This is a genomic window from Pseudomonas sp. B21-036 (assembly GCF_024748925.1).
In the GTDB taxonomy this organism is placed as follows: domain Bacteria; phylum Pseudomonadota; class Gammaproteobacteria; order Pseudomonadales; family Pseudomonadaceae; genus Aquipseudomonas; species Aquipseudomonas palmensis.
The window spans coordinates 5,553,677-5,569,176 of sequence record NZ_CP087178.1; the positions used below are offsets into that span (position 1 = coordinate 5,553,677).

A 15,500-nucleotide genomic window follows, 5' to 3' on the forward strand; every position below is an offset into this window, starting at 1 on the left:
GGGTGCCCGCTATCACTCAATGAAACTTGTTGCAGTGCATCGCCGGCTCAGCCGGGTGACCTCATAGGGCCTTCTCCCGGCGTAGCGCATGGGCGATGCAGGCTTCGCGAAACGCCTCGAACAGGCGCAGCGACACCGGGTTTTCGGCAAAGCGGTATTCCGGGTGCCATTGCACACCGACCACAAAGCCTGGGGCGTCATCCATGGACACAGCTTCGATCAGTCCATCGGGAGCCAGGGCTTCGGCGCGCAGGCCGGCGGCCAGGCGATCGATGCCCTGGCTGTGCAGCGAGTTGACCATGAAGCGGGCAGGCAGCCCCATCTGCTCGAATTTCCCCCCGGGCTGACATGTCACCAGGTGGCGGGGGCTGTATTGCTCTTCCAGCGGCGCATCCTGCGACTCGCGATGGTCCAGGTAGCCTGGCAGCTCCTGCACACGCTGGTGCAAGGTGCCGCCCAGGCTGACGTTGAGTTCTTGGAAGCCCCGGCACACGCAGAACACCGGTACACCCCTGGCAATCGCGGCCTGCAGCAGCGGCAGGGTCAGCCGGTCACGAAACACGTCGTGGCGGGTGCCTTCCACGCTGGGGGCGCCATTGTAATGATGCGGCTCGACATTAGAAGGCGAACCGGTAAAAAGAATGCCATCCAGATGCTCCAGCACAAGGTTCGGGTCGCTTGCGACGTCCCGGGCCGGGAGAATCAGCGGCAATCCGGCAAAACCGGCCGCCTCGACATACTTGTCGCCCACGGTATGCGACGAGTTCTTGCCCAGTTGCTGGCGGCAAGCACTCACACCAATCAGGGGCAGCCGCCCTGCGCGCTCGTTCATCGGTTAAGCCTCCGTTGCAGCTTTATCCAGCCATCACACCGTATGCAGGTACCAGTTGTATTCGAGGTCGGAGATCGACACTTCGAACTCCGCCATCTCGCTTTCCTTGCAGGCCACGAAGATGTCGATGTAGTCGGGGCTGATGTACTGGTTCAGCACCTCGCTGTCATCGAGCTCGCGCAGCGCATCGCGCAGGTTGTTCGGCAGGCTCTGCTCCAGTTGCTCGTAGGAGTTGCCCTCGACCGGCTCGCCCGGGTCGACCTTGTTGGTCAGGCCGTGGTGAATGCCGGCCAGGATCGAAGCCATCATCAGGTACGGGTTGGCATCGGCGCCGGCCACGCGGTGCTCGATACGTACGGCATCGCTGCTGCCGGTAGGCACGCGCACGGCCACGGTACGGTTGTCCAGGCCCCAGCTCGGGGCATTGGGCACGTAGAACTGCGCGCCGAAACGGCGGTAGGAGTTCACGTTGGGGCACAGGAAGGCCATCGATGCCGGCATGGTTTCGAGCACGCCGCCGATGGCGTGGCGCAGGGTTTCGCTGTTTTCGGGGTCGTCGGTTGCGAAGATGTTCTTGCCGGTCTTCTTGTCCAGCAGCGAGATGTGCACGTGCAGGCCGTTGCCCGCCTGGCCAGGGTACGGCTTGGCCATGAAGGTGGAGTCCATCTCATGGTCGTAGGCGATGTTCTTGATCAGGCGCTTGAGCAGCACTGCGTAGTCGCAGGCCTTCATCGCGTCAGCCACGTGGTGCAGGTTGACCTCGAACTGCGCCGGGGCGCTTTCCTTGACGATGGCATCGGCCGGGATACCTTGCTCCTTGGCCGCTTCGAGCATGTCCTGCAGGCAGTCGACATACTCGTCCAGGTCATCGATCAGGTAAACCTGGGTCGATTGCGGGCGTTTGCCGGAGATCGGCGAGCGCGGCGGCTGCGGGCGACCGTTCAGGTTGTCCTGGTCGATCAGGTAGAACTCCAGCTCGAACGCGGCGCAGATATCCAGGCCCAGCGCGTCGAACTTCTCCACCACGCCGCGCAGCACTTCGCGCGGGTCGGCGAAGAATGGCGTGCCGTCCAGTTCATGCATGGTCATCAGCAGCTGCGCGGTGGGGCGCTTCTGCCAGGGCTCGAAGCTCAAGGTGCCGGGGATCGGGTAGCAGATACGGTCGGCGTCGCCGATGTCCAGGCCCAGGCCAGTGCTTTCGACGGTGGAACCGTTGATGTCCAGGGCAAACAGCGAAGCCGGCAGGTTGATGCCTTTTTCGTAGACCTTGACCAGGCTCGCACGCTCGATGCGCTTGCCACGCACCACGCCGTTCATGTCTGCAATCAGCAGATCGACAAATTGCACCTCAGGGTGGGCCTTGAGAAATTCACCCATCTCGTCGAGAGGGATGGCGCACGGGGAGACCGACGTCATGGCTAGGCATCCTTTGATTTTTTATCGGGCGGCAATGGAGGAGGTGTTACTGCGCTATCGGGAGCGGCGATGGTTTCATTTGTTCTTTTTAAGGTTCCCATCGTGGGGAATGCCGAACGCCGCGGCATTGCACGGTCGTTCCAGGTTCTGACAACGTCGCGGGTTGATTCACGACTGCCGCCTCACTATAGAATGGCCCCCACGCAACAGACATTGGCATTTAGGCAAGCAAAGAGTGCACCCATGCAATATCAGATCAGTCACGCCGACCTTTCCCTGGTGCTCGCGCTGGTACGCGGACGCTCCCTGGCCAAGGCTGCAGACCTGCTGCGGGTCGATGTGTCGACGGTGTTCCGCTCGATCCGGCGCATGGAGGCCGCACTGGGCACCGCGCTGTTCGTGAAGAGCCGCAAGGGCTACATCCCCACCGGCACCGCCCAGGCCCTGGCCGAGCAGGCCGAACGCGCCGAGCAGGCGCTGGATGCGGCGCGGGTGGCGCTGGAGCACGGCGAACAGGTGGTCAGCGGCACGGTGCGCCTGACCTGTACCGATGCGGTGCTGCACAGCCTGCTGCTGCCGGCCCTGGCCGACTTCATGCCGGCATACCCGGCCCTGTCACTGGAACTGGCGACCTCCAACACCTTCGCCAACCTCAGCCGGCGCGACGCCGACCTGGCGCTGCGCCTGACCAATTCGCCACCCGAGCACCTTGTGGGGCGCTGCCTGGGGGCGGCCTCGTATGTGGTGTGCGGGCGCGAGGAGTACCGCGAGCGGCTGGCCGAGGCCCCGGCCAGCGTGCCCTGGATTGCCCCCGACGACTCCATGCAGGACCACGCCACAGTGGTGTGGCGCAGCCAGCAGTTGCCGGGGGTGATGCCGCGCTATCGCTGCAGCGGAATCGCGGCGATTGCACAGCTGGTGGCGGCCGGGCTGGGGGTGGCTGCCCTGCCCGACTACATGGCCGACACCTTGCCGGGGGTGGAACAGTTGAGCGGTGCCCTGCCCGGGTGCAATACCGAGCTGTGGCTGCTGACCCGCCCCGATTGCCGTGCGCTGCGTTCGGTGCAGACCCTGTTCGACGAATTGACCCCGCGTTTGCGCGGGATGCTGGGGCGCCAGGAGGGTCAGGCCTGACTTTCGGGCCCCTTCGCCGGCAAGGCCGGCTCCCACAAGGCAGGTGCACAGTTCTGCAGGCGCCGACCTGCCGGCCAAGCATTTGAATCCACCCCCACAAGACAGTTGTGCTAGAGCCTCACAACTGGTTATTGTCGGCTTACACAGGTCTCGACGTGAAATCAGCGCTTCCCTAAAGGCTGGTGATTTTTTAAACTATCGAGTCCGCTCGCCCATTCGGGCTGAACACCGCATTTGCTACTGAGGAAGACCATGGCCCGCGTAACCGTTGAAGATTGTCTAGAACACGTGGATAACCGCTTTGAGCTGGTCATGCTGTCTACCAAGCGTGCCCGCCAACTGGCCACCGGCGGCAAAGAGCCGAAAGTGGCGTGGGAAAACGACAAGCCGACCGTCGTCGCCCTGCGCGAAATCGCCGAAGGCATCTGCACCCCAGAATTCATGGCCGAACAGGACATCGTCCACGAAGACCCGGTCTTCGCTGCATTCGGTGAGGACGAGGCCAACGAGGCCGTCTAAGTCCATGCCTGGTCGACGTTGTACGGCGCAGGGCCCACTTTCTCGGCAGGAGCTAACATCGTGCCGAGCATAGACGCCCTCGCCGATCGCCTCTCGACCTACCTCGGCGCCGACCAGGTCAACCTGGTACGCCGGGCGTATTTCTACGCCGAACAAGCCCACGACGGCCAGCGCCGTCGCAGCGGCGAGCCATACGTCACGCACCCGCTGGCGGTGGCAAGCATTCTTGCCGACATGCACATGGACCATCAGAGCCTGATGGCCGCCATGCTGCATGACGTGATCGAAGACACCGGCATCGCCAAGGAAGCCCTCAGTTCCCAATTCGGCGAAACCGTCGCCGAACTGGTCGATGGCGTCAGCAAGCTGACCCAGATGAACTTCGAGACCAAGGCCGAAGCCCAGGCCGAAAACTTCCAGAAGATGGCCATGGCCATGGCCCGCGACATTCGCGTGATCCTGGTCAAGCTGGCCGACCGCCTGCACAACATGCGCACCCTGGAAGTGCTGTCGGGCGAAAAACGCCGGCGCATCGCCAAGGAAACCCTCGAGATCTACGCCCCCATCGCCAACCGCCTGGGCATGCACACCGTGCGCGTCGAGTTCGAGGACCTGGGCTTCAAGGCCATGTACCCGATGCGCTCGGCGCGTATCTACCAGGCAGTCAAGCGTGCCCGCGGCAACCGCAAGGAGCTGGTCAACAAGATCGAGGAATCGCTCAGCCACTGCCTGGCCGTGGACGGTATCGAAGGCGAGGTCAGCGGGCGGCAGAAGCACATCTACGGCATCTACAAGAAGATGCGCGGCAAGCGCCGCGCCTTCAACGAGATCATGGACGTGTACGCCTTCCGCATCGTGGTCGACAAGGTCGACACCTGCTATCGCGTGCTCGGCGCCGTGCACAACCTGTACAAGCCGCTGCCGGGGCGCTTCAAGGACTACATCGCGATCCCCAAGGCCAACGGCTACCAGTCGCTGCATACCACCCTGTTCGGCATGCACGGTGTGCCCATCGAGATCCAGATCCGCACCCGCGAGATGGAAGAGATGGCCAACAACGGCATCGCGGCGCACTGGCTGTACAAGTCCAGTGACGACGAGCAGCCCAAGGGCACCCATGCCCGGGCGCGCCAGTGGGTCAAGGGCGTGCTGGAAATGCAGCAGCGCGCGGGCAACTCGCTCGAATTCATCGAAAGCGTGAAGATCGACCTGTTCCCGGACGAGGTCTACGTGTTCACGCCCAAGGGCCGCATCATGGAGCTGCCAAAGGGCTCCACGGCGGTCGACTTTGCCTACGCGGTGCATACCGACGTCGGCAACAGCTGCATCGCGTGCCGCATCAACCGCCGCCTGGCACCGCTGTCCGAACCGCTGCAGAGCGGCTCGACGGTCGAGATCGTCAGCGCCCCAGGCGCACGACCGAACCCGGCCTGGCTGAACTTCGTGGTCACCGGCAAGGCGCGCACCCATATTCGCCATGCCCTGAAGCTGCAGCGCCGCTCCGAATCGATCAACCTGGGCGAGCGCCTGCTCAACAAGGTGCTCAACGGTTTCGACAGCGCGCTGGACAAGATCCCCCAGGAGCGCATCCAGGCCATGCTGGCCGAGTATCGCCTCGAAGTGATCGAAGACCTGCTCGAAGACATCGGCCTGGGCAACCGCATGGCCTACGTAGTGGCGCGCCGCCTGCTCTCCAGCGAAGGCGAGCAGTTGCCCAACCCCGAGGGTCCGCTGGCCATTCGCGGCACCGAGGGCCTGGTGCTCAGCTACGCCAAGTGCTGCACGCCGATTCCGGGCGACCCGATCGTCGGGCACCTGTCGGCGGGCAAGGGCATGGTGGTGCACCTGGAGAACTGCCGCAACATCAGCGAAATTCGCCACAACCCGGAAAAATGCATCCAGCTGTCCTGGGCCAAGGATGTCACCGGCGAATTCAATGTCGAGCTGCGCGTCGAGCTGGAACACCAGCGCGGCCTGATTGCCCTGCTGGCCAGCAGCGTCAACGCCGCCGACGGCAACATCGAGAAGATCAGCATGGACGAACGTGATGGCCGCATCAGCGTGGTCCAGCTGGTGGTCAGCGTGCACGACCGTGTGCACCTGGCCCGCGTGATCAAGAAACTGCGTGCCCTGACCGGGGTGATTCGCATCACCCGCATGCGCACGTAGCCCTCCCCCTGCAAGGAGTCACCATGACCAAGACCGTCATCACCAGCGACAAGGCCCCAGCGGCCATCGGCACCTACTCCCAGGCGATCAAGGCCGGCAATACCGTGTACATGTCGGGCCAGATCCCGCTGGACCCGAAAACCATGGACCTGGTCGAAGGCTTCGAAGCCCAGACCGTACAGGTGTTCGAAAACCTCAAAGCCGTGGCCGAAGCTGCCGGCGGCTCGTTCAAGGACATCGTCAAGCTGAACATCTTCCTGACCGACCTGAGCCACTTCGCCAAGGTCAACGAGGTCATGGGCCGCTACTTCGAACAGCCCTACCCTGCCCGCGCCGCCATCGGCGTCGCTGCGCTGCCACGCGGCTCGCAGGTTGAAATGGACGCGATCCTGGTCCTCGAGTAATACCTCGCGCGGCGGGCCGGCCGGCTCGCCGCCGCACTGTTCTGGAAGGACCCCGCCATGCGCCACGCGCTTGCCCTGGCTCTGGCCGCCGCACTGTTGAGCGGCTGCGCCAGCCACAAACCCGAAGACTACAACGGCATCTGGATCAACCAGCAGGCCATCGATGCTGCCGCCAAAGGCGTGAGCCTGCGCAAGGCGCTGCAGGACAGCGGCGGCAACCTGGAATGGAAGGTCAACGTCGCGGCCGAACAGGCCAGCTACACCAACGGTTTCGAGATCGTCGAAGGCCAGCTCAAGGCCGGCGAAAAACAGCGGGACGTGGTATTCCCGGGGAATGAGATACAGACGCTGAGCCTGGATGGCGACGAACTGGTGCAGCACGCCACCCCGATGGCGCCGCAGCACAGCTTCCAGAAGGCCAGCTCTCCCGCCCCAATGGAAGCCCGCACCGGGACCACCTTCGAGCAGGCGCTGTACGGCGCCTACCTGAAGGGTGACTGGAAGGTGATCGAGGGCCCTGGTCAGGGCAATGTCGTGCGCTTCGGCGACACGGGCAGTGTCGAGGGCCTGCCCAATCTGGACCGCTACGCACTGTGCCTGGCCGGCGACTGCGCCAGCATGAGCGGCGAGTACGACAGCCTGTGGCTGGAGCGCAACCAGCAGGGCAACCCGTGGATTTTCAAGCGTGATGGCAAGACGCTGGAAATCCTGCGTGCCCTCAACAGCGCCCAGCCAGACGAGATGCCGCAGCTGTATCCCGGCGCCCGGCAATGGCTGCTCGAGCGCGACTGATCAGGTGAGCCCTCAGGGTTGCGCCGCCAGAATCGCCGCGTAGCCTTCCTTGTAGCTCGGGTACTGTGGCACCCAGCCCAGTGCCCGGGCACGCGCATTGCTGCAGCGCTTGCTGCCGGTGCGCCGCACACGCTGCTGCTCCGACCAATGCGTGACGCCCATGTACTCGCGCAACCAGGCCACCACGTCGGCCAATGGCGCCGGTGCATCGTCCACCCCGATGTAGCAGTCCTCCAGCGCACGCCCCGCCGCATCGGCCTTGAGCAGGAAGGCCAGCAGCCCTGCCGCGTCCTCGGCATGGATGCGGTTGCCGTACAGCGGCGGCTCTTCGGTCACCCGATACCCCTGGCGCACCTGGCTGAGCAGCCATTCGCGGCCCGGCCCGTAGATACCGGTCAGGCGCACGATGCTGGCCGGGATGCCGCTGGCCAGTGCCAGCTGTTCGGCCTGGAGCATGACCTGCCCCGAGTAACCTGACGGCAAGGTGGCGGCGGTTTCATCGATCCACTCGCCGTCCTGCTGGGCGAACACACTGCTGCTGGACACGAACAGCAGGCGCTGCGGTCGCTGGCCACGCTCGGCCAGCCAGCCCAGTACATGCTTGAGGCCCTGTACATAAGCCGCCTGATAGCCCGCCTCGTCATGCTGGCTCGCGGCCACGCAGTACACCAGGTAGTCGGGTGCGACCAAAGGCCAATCGGTCGGGCACTGCGGGTTTTCCAGGTCTGCCGCGATGCCGGCAACCCCCGCGGGCAAGGCCGCCACATTTCTGCGCAAACCGCTTACCGACCAGCCAAGGCCCAGCAATTGCTGGGCCAGACGGCCACCCACATCGCCGCAACCGACGATCAGAACTGAAGGCGAAGACATCCGCACACTCCGTCAGACAAAGCCACAGCCTATCTGTGGAAATCGATAGGCGGCTAGTTAATATGCAAAAAAAGATACTGTGTATCTTCTGTTAACAAGAATTACTTGCAATAATGGCCGCCCAAATTTTGTTCTCGGCCCGACTCGAGGCCTGGAAGGACAACCACCCATTTCTTCTTCATCAGGTCCGGCCAGCATGACACGTATTCAACCTTCCGCTTCGCCAACCCTGTCGCGCGCCTGGCGCGCCATTGCCGCGCTGATGTTCAGCCTGGTACTGGCCCCCGCCGCCATGGCCGATGAGCCCGCCGCACAGAACGCCACACCGGCCGCCGCCGTTGCCCCTGCCGATGCTACCCCGGCCGCACCTGCTGCCCCGGGCGCCGAGCCTGCGGATGCCGCCGCCGCGCCGGGCGCTGCCCCTGTCGAAGGCCAGGCCGACGACGCCACCCAAGCGCTGGTCGAAGACACCAGCCTGGGCATGGCCCACGACCTGTCGCCATGGGGCATGTACCAGAACGCCGACATCGTGGTGAAGATCGTGATGATCGGCCTGGCCATCGCCTCGCTGATCACCTGGACCATCTGGATTGCCAAGGGCTTCGAACTGATGGGCGCCAAGCGCCGCCTGCGTTCTGAAATCGCCCTGCTGAAGAAGGCCACCAGCATCAAGGACGCCAGCGAAACCGCCGACAAGCCCGGCACCCTGGCACACCTGCTGGTGCACGATGCCCTCGAGGAAATGCACCTGTCGGCCAATGCCCGTGAAAAAGAAGGTATCAAGGAGCGCGTGAGCTTCCGCCTCGAGCGCCTGGTCGCGGCCAGCGGTCGCAACATGAGCAGCGGTACCGGCGTGCTTGCCACCATCGGCTCCACCGCTCCGTTCGTCGGTCTGTTCGGTACCGTGTGGGGCATCATGAACAGCTTCATCGGCATCGCCAAGACCCAGACCACCAACCTCGCGGTGGTTGCACCCGGTATCGCCGAGGCCCTGCTGGCCACCGCCCTGGGCCTGGTTGCCGCGATCCCCGCAGTGGTCATCTACAACGTCTTCGCCCGTTCCATCGCCGGTTACAAGGCACAGGTTTCCGACGCTTCGGCGCACGTGCTGCTGCTGGTCAGCCGCGACCTGGACCACCAGCCAGGCGAGCGTTCCGCTGCGCCACACATGGTGAAAGTGGGGTAAACCATGGGCCTGCATCTTAACGAGGGCGGCGACGATCTCGCCGAGAACCACGAAATCAACGTCACGCCGTTCATCGACGTGATGCTGGTACTGCTGATCATCTTCATGGTGGCGGCGCCCCTGGCCACGGTCGACATCAAGGTCGACCTGCCGGCCTCGACCGCCAAGCCCGTGCCCAGGCCGGAGAAGCCGGTGTTCCTCAGCGTCAAGGCCGACCAGAACCTGTACGTCGGCGACGATCAGGTGCAACGCGACCAGCTGGGCGCGGTACTGGACGCCAAGACCAAGGGCGACAAGGACACCACCATCTTCTTCCAGGCTGACAAGGGCGTCGATTACGGCGACCTGATGGAAGTCATGAACACCCTGCGCGCAGCCGGCTACTTGAAGGTCGGCCTGGTGGGACTTGAGACGGCAGCCAAGAAATGACCAATACGCGGCATAAACTGGCGCGCTACGGCGTCAGCCTGGCGATTGTGCTGGCCGTGCATGCCGTTGCCGTGGTGCTGATGCTCAACTGGTCGGTGCCCCAGGCAATCGAACTGCCGCCTGCGGCGATGATGATCGAGATGGCGCCGATGCCCGAGCCGGCCCCACCGCCGCCGCCGAAGGTCGTGGCCCCGCCACAGCCGCCGACGCCGGTCGAGGAGCCACCACTGCCCAAGGTGGCAGAAGCGCCCAAACCGAAAATCGCGATACCCAAGCCACCGCCCAAGCCCAAGGCCAAGCCCCAGCCTCCGAAACCGGAGAAAAAACCGGAGCCGCCGCAGGACAAACCGGTCGACCAGGAAACCGTGGATTCCCCGCCAAGCAACGCTCCGGCGCAGAAATCCGCAGCACCGGCGCCAAGCATCGCCGCCAACAGCAATGCCCTGCCTACCTGGCAGAGCGACCTGTTGCGTCACCTTGGCAAGTACAAGCGCTACCCGGAAGACGCGCGTCGGCGGGGCCTGCAGGGCATCAACCGGCTGCGCTTCGTGGTCGACGCCGAAGGCAAGATCCTGTCGTACTCGCTGGCCGGTGGTTCAGGCAGCGCGGCACTGGACCGGGCAACCCTGGAAATGATCCGCAAGGCTCAACCCGTGCCCAAGCCGCCTCAGGAACTGCTCAACAACGGCAGTATCGAAGTGGTCGCGCCGTTCGTGTACTCGCTGGACAAGAAACGCTGAGTTGTTTGTTTCTGTCACACGCACGCAAGTCTGATAACGTGCGTCTATCGATTGCAGCCGCTATGCTGGGCTCGCAACTTCATGGACGCACGTTATGACCCTCACAGAATTGCGCTACATCGTCACCCTCGCTCAGGAACAGCACTTCGGCCACGCGGCCGAGCGTTGCCACGTCAGCCAGCCGACCCTGTCGGTGGGCGTGAAGAAGCTGGAGGACGAGCTGGGCGTGCTGATCTTCGAGCGCAGCAAGAGCGCGGTGCGCCTGACCCCGGTCGGCGAAGGCATCGTGGCCCAGGCGCAGAAGGTACTGGAGCAGGCCCAGGGCATCCGTGAACTGGCCCAGGCCGGCAAGAACCAGCTGACCGCGCCGCTCAAGGTCGGGGCCATCTATACCGTCGGCCCGTACCTGTTCCCGCACCTGATTCCGCAACTGCACCGGGTTGCCCCGCAGATGCCGTTGTACATCGAAGAAAACTTCACCCATATCCTGCGTGACAAGCTGCGCAACGGCGAGCTGGACGCGGTGATCATCGCCCTGCCGTTCAATGAAGCCGACGTGCTGACGCTGCCGCTGTACGACGAGCCGTTCTACGTGCTGATGCCCAGCGAGCATCCCTGGACAAAGAAAGAGACCATCGACGCCAGCCTGCTCAACGACAAGAGCCTGCTGTTGCTCGGCGAAGGCCACTGCTTCCGCGACCAGGTGCTGGAGGCCTGCCCGACCCTGACCAAGGGCAACGACGGCGCCAAGCACACCACGGTGGAGTCCAGCTCGCTGGAAACCATCCGCCACATGGTCGCCTCGGGGCTGGGCGTGTCGATCCTGCCGCTGTCGGCCGTGCACAGCCATCACTACGCGCCGGGCATCATCGAAGTCCGCCCATTGAGCCCGCCGGCACCGTTTCGCACCGTGGCGATCGCCTGGCGCGCGAGCTTCCCGCGGCCCAAGGCCATCGAGATTCTGGCCGACTCGATCCGCCTGTGTTCGGTGGCCAAGCCACCCGCCGCACCTTAGGGCCCGAGCATGACCGAGTTGTCGAAGGTGTCGGTCACGGCACTGAAGGGCGTTGGCGAAGCCTTGGCCGAGAAGCTGGCCAAGGTTGGCCTGGAGAACATCCAGGACGTGTTGTTCCACCTGCCCCTGCGCTATCAGGACCGCACCCGCGTGGTGCCGATCGGCGCCCTGCGCCCGGGCCAGGATGCAGTGATCGAAGGCGTGGTCAGTGGCACCGACGTGACCATGGGCAGGCGCCGCAGCCTGCTGGTGCGCCTGGGCGATGGCACAGGTTCGCTGAGCCTGCGCTTCTACCACTTCAGCAACGCCCAGAAAGAAGCGCTCAAGCGCGGCACCCACCTGCGCTGCTACGGCGAAGCGCGCCCCGGCGCCTCGGGCCTGGAGATCTACCACCCCGAGTACCGCGCCCTGACCGGCGACGAACCGCCCCCGGTCGATACCACCCTGACCCCGATCTACCCGACCACCGAAGGTCTCACCCAGCAGCGCCTGCGCCAGCTGTGCCAGCAGAGCCTGGGCCTGCTCGGCCCGCGCAGCCTGCCCGACTGGCTGCCGCTGGAACTGGCACGCGACTACCAGCTGGCACCGTTGGCCGATGCTATCCGCTACCTGCACCACCCGCCGGCCGATGCCGATGTCGAAGAGCTTGCCGTGGGCCACCACTGGGCCCAGCACCGCCTGGCCTTCGAAGAGCTGCTGACCCACCAGCTGTCGCAGCAGCGCCTGCGCGAGAGCCTGCGCGCCCAGCGGGCACCGGTGTTGCCCAGGGCGAGCAGGCTGGCGGCCCAATACCTGGCCAACCTGGGCTTCGCTCCGACCGGCGCACAGCAGCGCGTGGGCAACGAGATCGCCTACGATCTCAGCCAGCCCGAGCCGATGCTGCGCCTGGTGCAGGGCGATGTGGGTGCCGGCAAGACCGTGGTCGCCGCGCTCGCTGCCTTGCAGGCGCTGGAAGCCGGCTACCAGGTGGCGCTGATGGCCCCCACCGAGATTCTTGCCGAGCAGCACTTCGTCACCTTCAAGCGCTGGCTCGAACCGCTGGGCATCGAAGTCGCCTGGCTGGCCGGCAAGCTCAAGGGCAAGGCGCGCACCGCCGCGCTGGAGCAGATCGCCGCCGGCGCGCCAATGGTGGTGGGTACCCATGCGCTGTTCCAGGAAGAGGTGAAGTTTCACAACCTGGCGCTGGCGATCATCGACGAACAGCACCGCTTTGGCGTACAGCAGCGCCTGGCCCTGCGCCAGAAAGGCGTGGGCGGCCAGTTGTGCCCTCACCAGCTGATCATGACTGCCACGCCGATCCCGCGCACCCTGGCCATGAGCGCCTATGCCGACCTCGACACCTCGGTGCTCGACGAACTGCCGCCGGGGCGTACCCCGGTCAACACTGTACTGGTGGCCGACAGCCGCCGCATCGAAGTGGTCGAGCGCGTGCGCGCCGCCTGTGCCGAAGGGCGCCAGGCCTATTGGGTATGCACCCTGATCGAAGAGTCCGAAGAGCTGACCTGCCAGGCCGCCGAAACCACCTTCGAAGAGCTCACCAGTGCCCTGGGCGAGTTGCGCGTGGGGCTTATCCACGGGCGCATGAAGCCGGCCGAGAAGGCTGCGGTGATGGCCGAGTTCAAGCAGGGCAACCTGCAACTGCTGGTGGCCACCACCGTGATCGAGGTGGGCGTGGACGTACCCAACGCCAGCCTGATGATCATCGAGAACCCCGAACGCCTTGGTCTTGCCCAGCTGCACCAGTTGCGCGGGCGAGTCGGACGCGGCAGTGCGGCCAGCCACTGCGTACTGTTGTATCATCCGCCACTGTCGCAGATCGGGCGTGAACGCCTGGGGATCATGCGCGAAACCAATGACGGCTTTGTCATTGCGGAGAAAGACCTGCAACTGCGTGGCCCGGGCGAAATGCTCGGGACCCGCCAGACCGGCCTGTTGCAGTTCAAGGTCGCCGACCTGATGCGCGACGCCGACCTGCTGCCGGCGGTGCGCGATGCTGCACAGGCCCTGCTGGCACGCTGGCCGGACCACGTCAGCCCGTTGCTCGACCGCTGGTTACGCCACGGGCAGCAATATGGCCAGGTGTGACGTACCTCCCATGTCGACGCGGGCCGCCCCCATCGAGCCGGCTATACTGGCCGCTGAAAAAATACTGGATACAGACCATGACTGAAGTTGCCCTGGATACCGCAACCCCCCACACACCGTCTGTTATCCGGTTGCTGCTCGACAAGCTCGGCATCGCCTACCGCGAGGTCATCGACCACCCGCAGCTGCCGCCCGAGGCCAAGGTCCAGGCCGTGCTGCTCGACGACGCGGTCGGTGCGCTGATGGTGCTGTTCCCGCAGAACCAGCTGCTGGACCTCAGCCACCTGACCGAGCTGACCGGCCGCAAGCTCACCGCCGTGCCGCTCGAGCGGCTCGAACTGATGCTCAAGAAGCACGGCCTGACGATCCTGCCCGCCATTCCGGCGCTGACCAGCTCACCGTGCCTGTACGAGGAGCGCCTGCTCAAGCAGCCGGCCCTGCTGATTCATTCCGGAACCCCCGGCCTGCTGCTGGAAATCCACAGCGAGCACTTCAGGAAGATGCTGGCCAAGGCCAGTGCCGGGCATTTCGGTGTAATGCTCAGCGAGATCCGCCCCAACCTCGACCGTCCGGCCGATGACAGCAAGGAGATCACCGAGGCGGTGCAGGCATTTACCGCACGACGCATCCAGCAGCGCCTGGAATCGACCATCGAGATCCCGCCGCTGGCCGAGACCGCACAGAAGATCATCAAGCTGCGGGTCGACCCCAACGCCACCATCGACGACATCACCGGTGTGGTCGAGACCGATCCGGCGCTGGCCGCGCAGGTGGTCAGCTGGGCCGCCTCGCCCTACTACGCCTCCCCCGGCAAGATCCGCTCGGTGGAAGACGCCATCGTGCGGGTGCTGGGCTTCGACCTGGTGATCAACCTGGCGCTGGGCCTGGCCCTGGGCAAGACCCTGAGCCTGCCCAAGGATCACCCGCAGCAGACCACCCCCTACTGGCAGCAATCGATCTACACCGCCGCCGTGATCGAGGGCCTGACCCGCGCCATGCCCCGCGCCGAGCGTCCTGAGTCGGGCCTGACCTACCTGGCCGGGCTGCTGCACAACTTCGGCTACCTGCTGCTGGCGCATGTGTTCCCGCCGCATTTCTCGCTGATCTGCCGCCACCTGGAGGTAAACCCGCACCTGTGCCACAGCTATGTCGAGCAGCACCTGCTGGGCATCAGCCGCGAGCAGATCGGTGCCTGGCTGATGCGCTTCTGGGACATGCCCGAAGAGCTGGCCACCGCCCTGCGCTTTCAGCACGACCCGCATTACGCGGGCGACCATGCCGCCTTCCCCAACCTGGTGTGCGTGGCGGTACGCCTGCTGCGCGCGCGCGGCATCGGCTCGGGGCCGGACGACCGCATCCCCGACGCGTTGCTGGAGCGCCTGAACATCAGCCGCGAGAAGGCCGAGGACGTGGTGCACAAGGTGCTTGAAGCCGAATCGCTGCTGCGTGAACTGGCGTCACAGTTCACCCCGCACTGACAACCTGAAGCCTGGGCGCTGCGCTCAGGCTTTCTTCTTGCGCGGCATCAGGTACTTCATCAGGCCCTGGAACCAGATCACCAGGGCCGGGTTGCCCTTGATCTGAATCGACTTGTCCTGAATCCCCTGCATGAACGCCAGCTGCTTGTTCTTGGCCTGCAGCGTGGCGAAGCCGTAGGCGGCATCCTTGAAGGCAATGGCGAACGCAGGCTCGGCATGGGTGCCACCCTTGCTGCGGATGCGCTGGTTGCTGACGATGAAGTGCCGGGCGACCTTGCCGTCGAGGGTCTGCAACTGGAACACCAGGTCCTTGTCCTTCAGTTGCTGCTGGAACGCCGGGTTGTTGCGGCTGGCCCGGGCCATCAGCAAACCCATGGCCCAGAGCAGAAAACGAAACTTCATATGCGCCCCTAGGCGAAAAGTGACTGAGG

General features: G+C 64.7%; 15 protein-coding genes. 11 read left to right on the top strand and 4 right to left on the bottom strand.

Annotated features, from left to right (window positions below; translation table 11 throughout):
* Positions 1–61: 61 nt before the first annotated feature.
* Positions 62–832, bottom strand: a complete 771-nt coding sequence (locus LOY33_RS25355) for a gamma-glutamyl-gamma-aminobutyrate hydrolase family protein (RefSeq protein WP_054916675.1) — start codon at positions 830–832, stop codon at positions 62–64.
* A 33-nt stretch (positions 833–865) separates the two neighbouring features.
* Positions 866–2,248 carry a glutamine synthetase family protein gene (locus tag LOY33_RS25360; protein ID WP_043861571.1) on the bottom strand — a complete coding sequence of 461 codons (1,383 nt, stop codon included), beginning with the start codon at positions 2,246–2,248 and terminating at the stop codon, positions 866–868.
* 243 nt (positions 2,249–2,491) lie between these two features.
* Between LOY33_RS25360 and LOY33_RS25365 the strand changes: the two genes are divergently transcribed.
* The 5 genes from LOY33_RS25365 (at position 2,492) to LOY33_RS25385 (ending at position 7,266) form a co-directional block, all read left to right on the top strand.
* Positions 2,492–3,382, top strand: coding sequence for a LysR family transcriptional regulator (locus LOY33_RS25365; protein ID WP_054916676.1), 891 nt, complete (start codon positions 2,492–2,494; stop codon positions 3,380–3,382).
* A gap of 252 nt (positions 3,383–3,634) precedes the next feature.
* Positions 3,635–3,901 (top strand): DNA-directed RNA polymerase subunit omega, encoded by a 267-nt coding sequence (gene rpoZ / locus LOY33_RS25370; protein WP_043861569.1) that lies wholly within the window; start codon positions 3,635–3,637, stop codon positions 3,899–3,901.
* A gap of 60 nt (positions 3,902–3,961) precedes the next feature.
* A complete protein-coding gene (gene spoT, locus LOY33_RS25375; protein ID WP_043861568.1) occupies positions 3,962–6,070 on the top strand; it encodes a bifunctional GTP diphosphokinase/guanosine-3',5'-bis pyrophosphate 3'-pyrophosphohydrolase in 2,109 nt (702 codons plus the stop codon).
* Between the two features lie 23 nt (positions 6,071–6,093).
* Positions 6,094–6,474 carry a RidA family protein gene (locus LOY33_RS25380; RefSeq protein WP_058541944.1) on the top strand — a complete coding sequence of 127 codons (381 nt, stop codon included), beginning with the start codon at positions 6,094–6,096 and terminating at the stop codon, positions 6,472–6,474.
* A 57-nt stretch (positions 6,475–6,531) separates the two neighbouring features.
* Complete coding sequence (locus LOY33_RS25385) at positions 6,532–7,266, top strand: hypothetical protein (RefSeq protein ID WP_043861566.1); 735 nt, start codon at positions 6,532–6,534, stop codon at positions 7,264–7,266.
* 12 nt (positions 7,267–7,278) lie between these two features.
* Here the strand turns inward: LOY33_RS25385 and LOY33_RS25390 are convergent, their stop codons facing one another.
* Entirely contained in the window at positions 7,279–8,136 is an 858-nt protein-coding gene (locus LOY33_RS25390; RefSeq protein ID WP_043861565.1) for an SDR family oxidoreductase, read from the bottom strand.
* A gap of 196 nt (positions 8,137–8,332) precedes the next feature.
* On the opposite strand from LOY33_RS25390, the gene exbB reads away from it, so the two are divergent.
* The 6 genes from exbB (at position 8,333) to LOY33_RS25420 (ending at position 15,069) form a co-directional block, all read left to right on the top strand.
* On the top strand, positions 8,333–9,322 hold the full coding sequence (gene exbB, locus LOY33_RS25395; RefSeq protein WP_043861564.1) for a tonB-system energizer ExbB: 990 nt from the start codon (positions 8,333–8,335) through the stop codon (positions 9,320–9,322).
* A 3-nt stretch (positions 9,323–9,325) separates the two neighbouring features.
* Complete coding sequence (gene exbD / locus LOY33_RS25400; protein ID WP_043861563.1) at positions 9,326–9,751, top strand: TonB system transport protein ExbD; 426 nt, start codon at positions 9,326–9,328, stop codon at positions 9,749–9,751.
* Positions 9,748–10,491 (top strand): energy transducer TonB, encoded by a 744-nt coding sequence (locus LOY33_RS25405; protein ID WP_043861562.1) that lies wholly within the window; start codon positions 9,748–9,750, stop codon positions 10,489–10,491. Before exbD ends, LOY33_RS25405 begins: the two co-directional genes overlap by 4 nt.
* Positions 10,492–10,585: 94 nt before the next feature.
* The gene (locus tag LOY33_RS25410; protein WP_043861561.1) at positions 10,586–11,506 is read left to right on the top strand and encodes a hydrogen peroxide-inducible genes activator; all 921 of its coding nucleotides are present in this window, start codon (positions 10,586–10,588) and stop codon (positions 11,504–11,506) included.
* A 9-nt stretch (positions 11,507–11,515) separates the two neighbouring features.
* Positions 11,516–13,591: an ATP-dependent DNA helicase RecG gene (gene recG / locus LOY33_RS25415; RefSeq protein ID WP_043861560.1), complete on the top strand. Its 2,076-nt coding sequence runs from the start codon at positions 11,516–11,518 to the stop codon at positions 13,589–13,591.
* Positions 13,592–13,668: 77 nt separating this feature from the next.
* Positions 13,669–15,069 carry an aminoacyl-tRNA deacylase and HDOD domain-containing protein gene (locus LOY33_RS25420; RefSeq protein ID WP_058541946.1) on the top strand — a complete coding sequence of 467 codons (1,401 nt, stop codon included), beginning with the start codon at positions 13,669–13,671 and terminating at the stop codon, positions 15,067–15,069.
* 24 nt (positions 15,070–15,093) lie between these two features.
* Here LOY33_RS25420 and LOY33_RS25425 read toward each other — a convergent pair whose 3' ends face one another.
* Positions 15,094–15,471, bottom strand: coding sequence for a helicase (locus LOY33_RS25425; protein WP_043861558.1), 378 nt, complete (start codon positions 15,469–15,471; stop codon positions 15,094–15,096).
* Positions 15,472–15,500 lie beyond the last annotated feature (29 nt).

Bases quoted from the DNA above. Each gene is read 5' to 3' on its own strand.
- LOY33_RS25355 (WP_054916675.1), bottom strand. From the start codon at position 832: ATGAACGAGCGCGCAGGGCGGCTGCCCCTGATTGGTGTGAGTGCTTGC.
- LOY33_RS25360 (WP_043861571.1), bottom strand. From the start codon at position 2,248: ATGACGTCGGTCTCCCCGTGCGCCATCCCTCTCGACGAGATGGGTGAA.
- LOY33_RS25365 (WP_054916676.1), top strand. From the start codon at position 2,492: ATGCAATATCAGATCAGTCACGCCGACCTTTCCCTGGTGCTCGCGCTG.
- rpoZ (WP_043861569.1), top strand. From the start codon at position 3,635: ATGGCCCGCGTAACCGTTGAAGATTGTCTAGAACACGTGGATAACCGC.
- LOY33_RS25380 (WP_058541944.1), top strand. From the start codon at position 6,094: ATGACCAAGACCGTCATCACCAGCGACAAGGCCCCAGCGGCCATCGGC.
- LOY33_RS25385 (WP_043861566.1), top strand. From the start codon at position 6,532: ATGCGCCACGCGCTTGCCCTGGCTCTGGCCGCCGCACTGTTGAGCGGC.
- LOY33_RS25390 (WP_043861565.1), bottom strand. From the start codon at position 8,136: ATGTCTTCGCCTTCAGTTCTGATCGTCGGTTGCGGCGATGTGGGTGGC.
- exbB (WP_043861564.1), top strand. From the start codon at position 8,333: ATGACACGTATTCAACCTTCCGCTTCGCCAACCCTGTCGCGCGCCTGG.
- exbD (WP_043861563.1), top strand. From the start codon at position 9,326: ATGGGCCTGCATCTTAACGAGGGCGGCGACGATCTCGCCGAGAACCAC.
- LOY33_RS25405 (WP_043861562.1), top strand. From the start codon at position 9,748: ATGACCAATACGCGGCATAAACTGGCGCGCTACGGCGTCAGCCTGGCG.
- LOY33_RS25410 (WP_043861561.1), top strand. From the start codon at position 10,586: ATGACCCTCACAGAATTGCGCTACATCGTCACCCTCGCTCAGGAACAG.
- recG (WP_043861560.1), top strand. From the start codon at position 11,516: ATGACCGAGTTGTCGAAGGTGTCGGTCACGGCACTGAAGGGCGTTGGC.
- LOY33_RS25420 (WP_058541946.1), top strand. From the start codon at position 13,669: ATGACTGAAGTTGCCCTGGATACCGCAACCCCCCACACACCGTCTGTT.
- LOY33_RS25425 (WP_043861558.1), bottom strand. From the start codon at position 15,471: ATGAAGTTTCGTTTTCTGCTCTGGGCCATGGGTTTGCTGATGGCCCGG.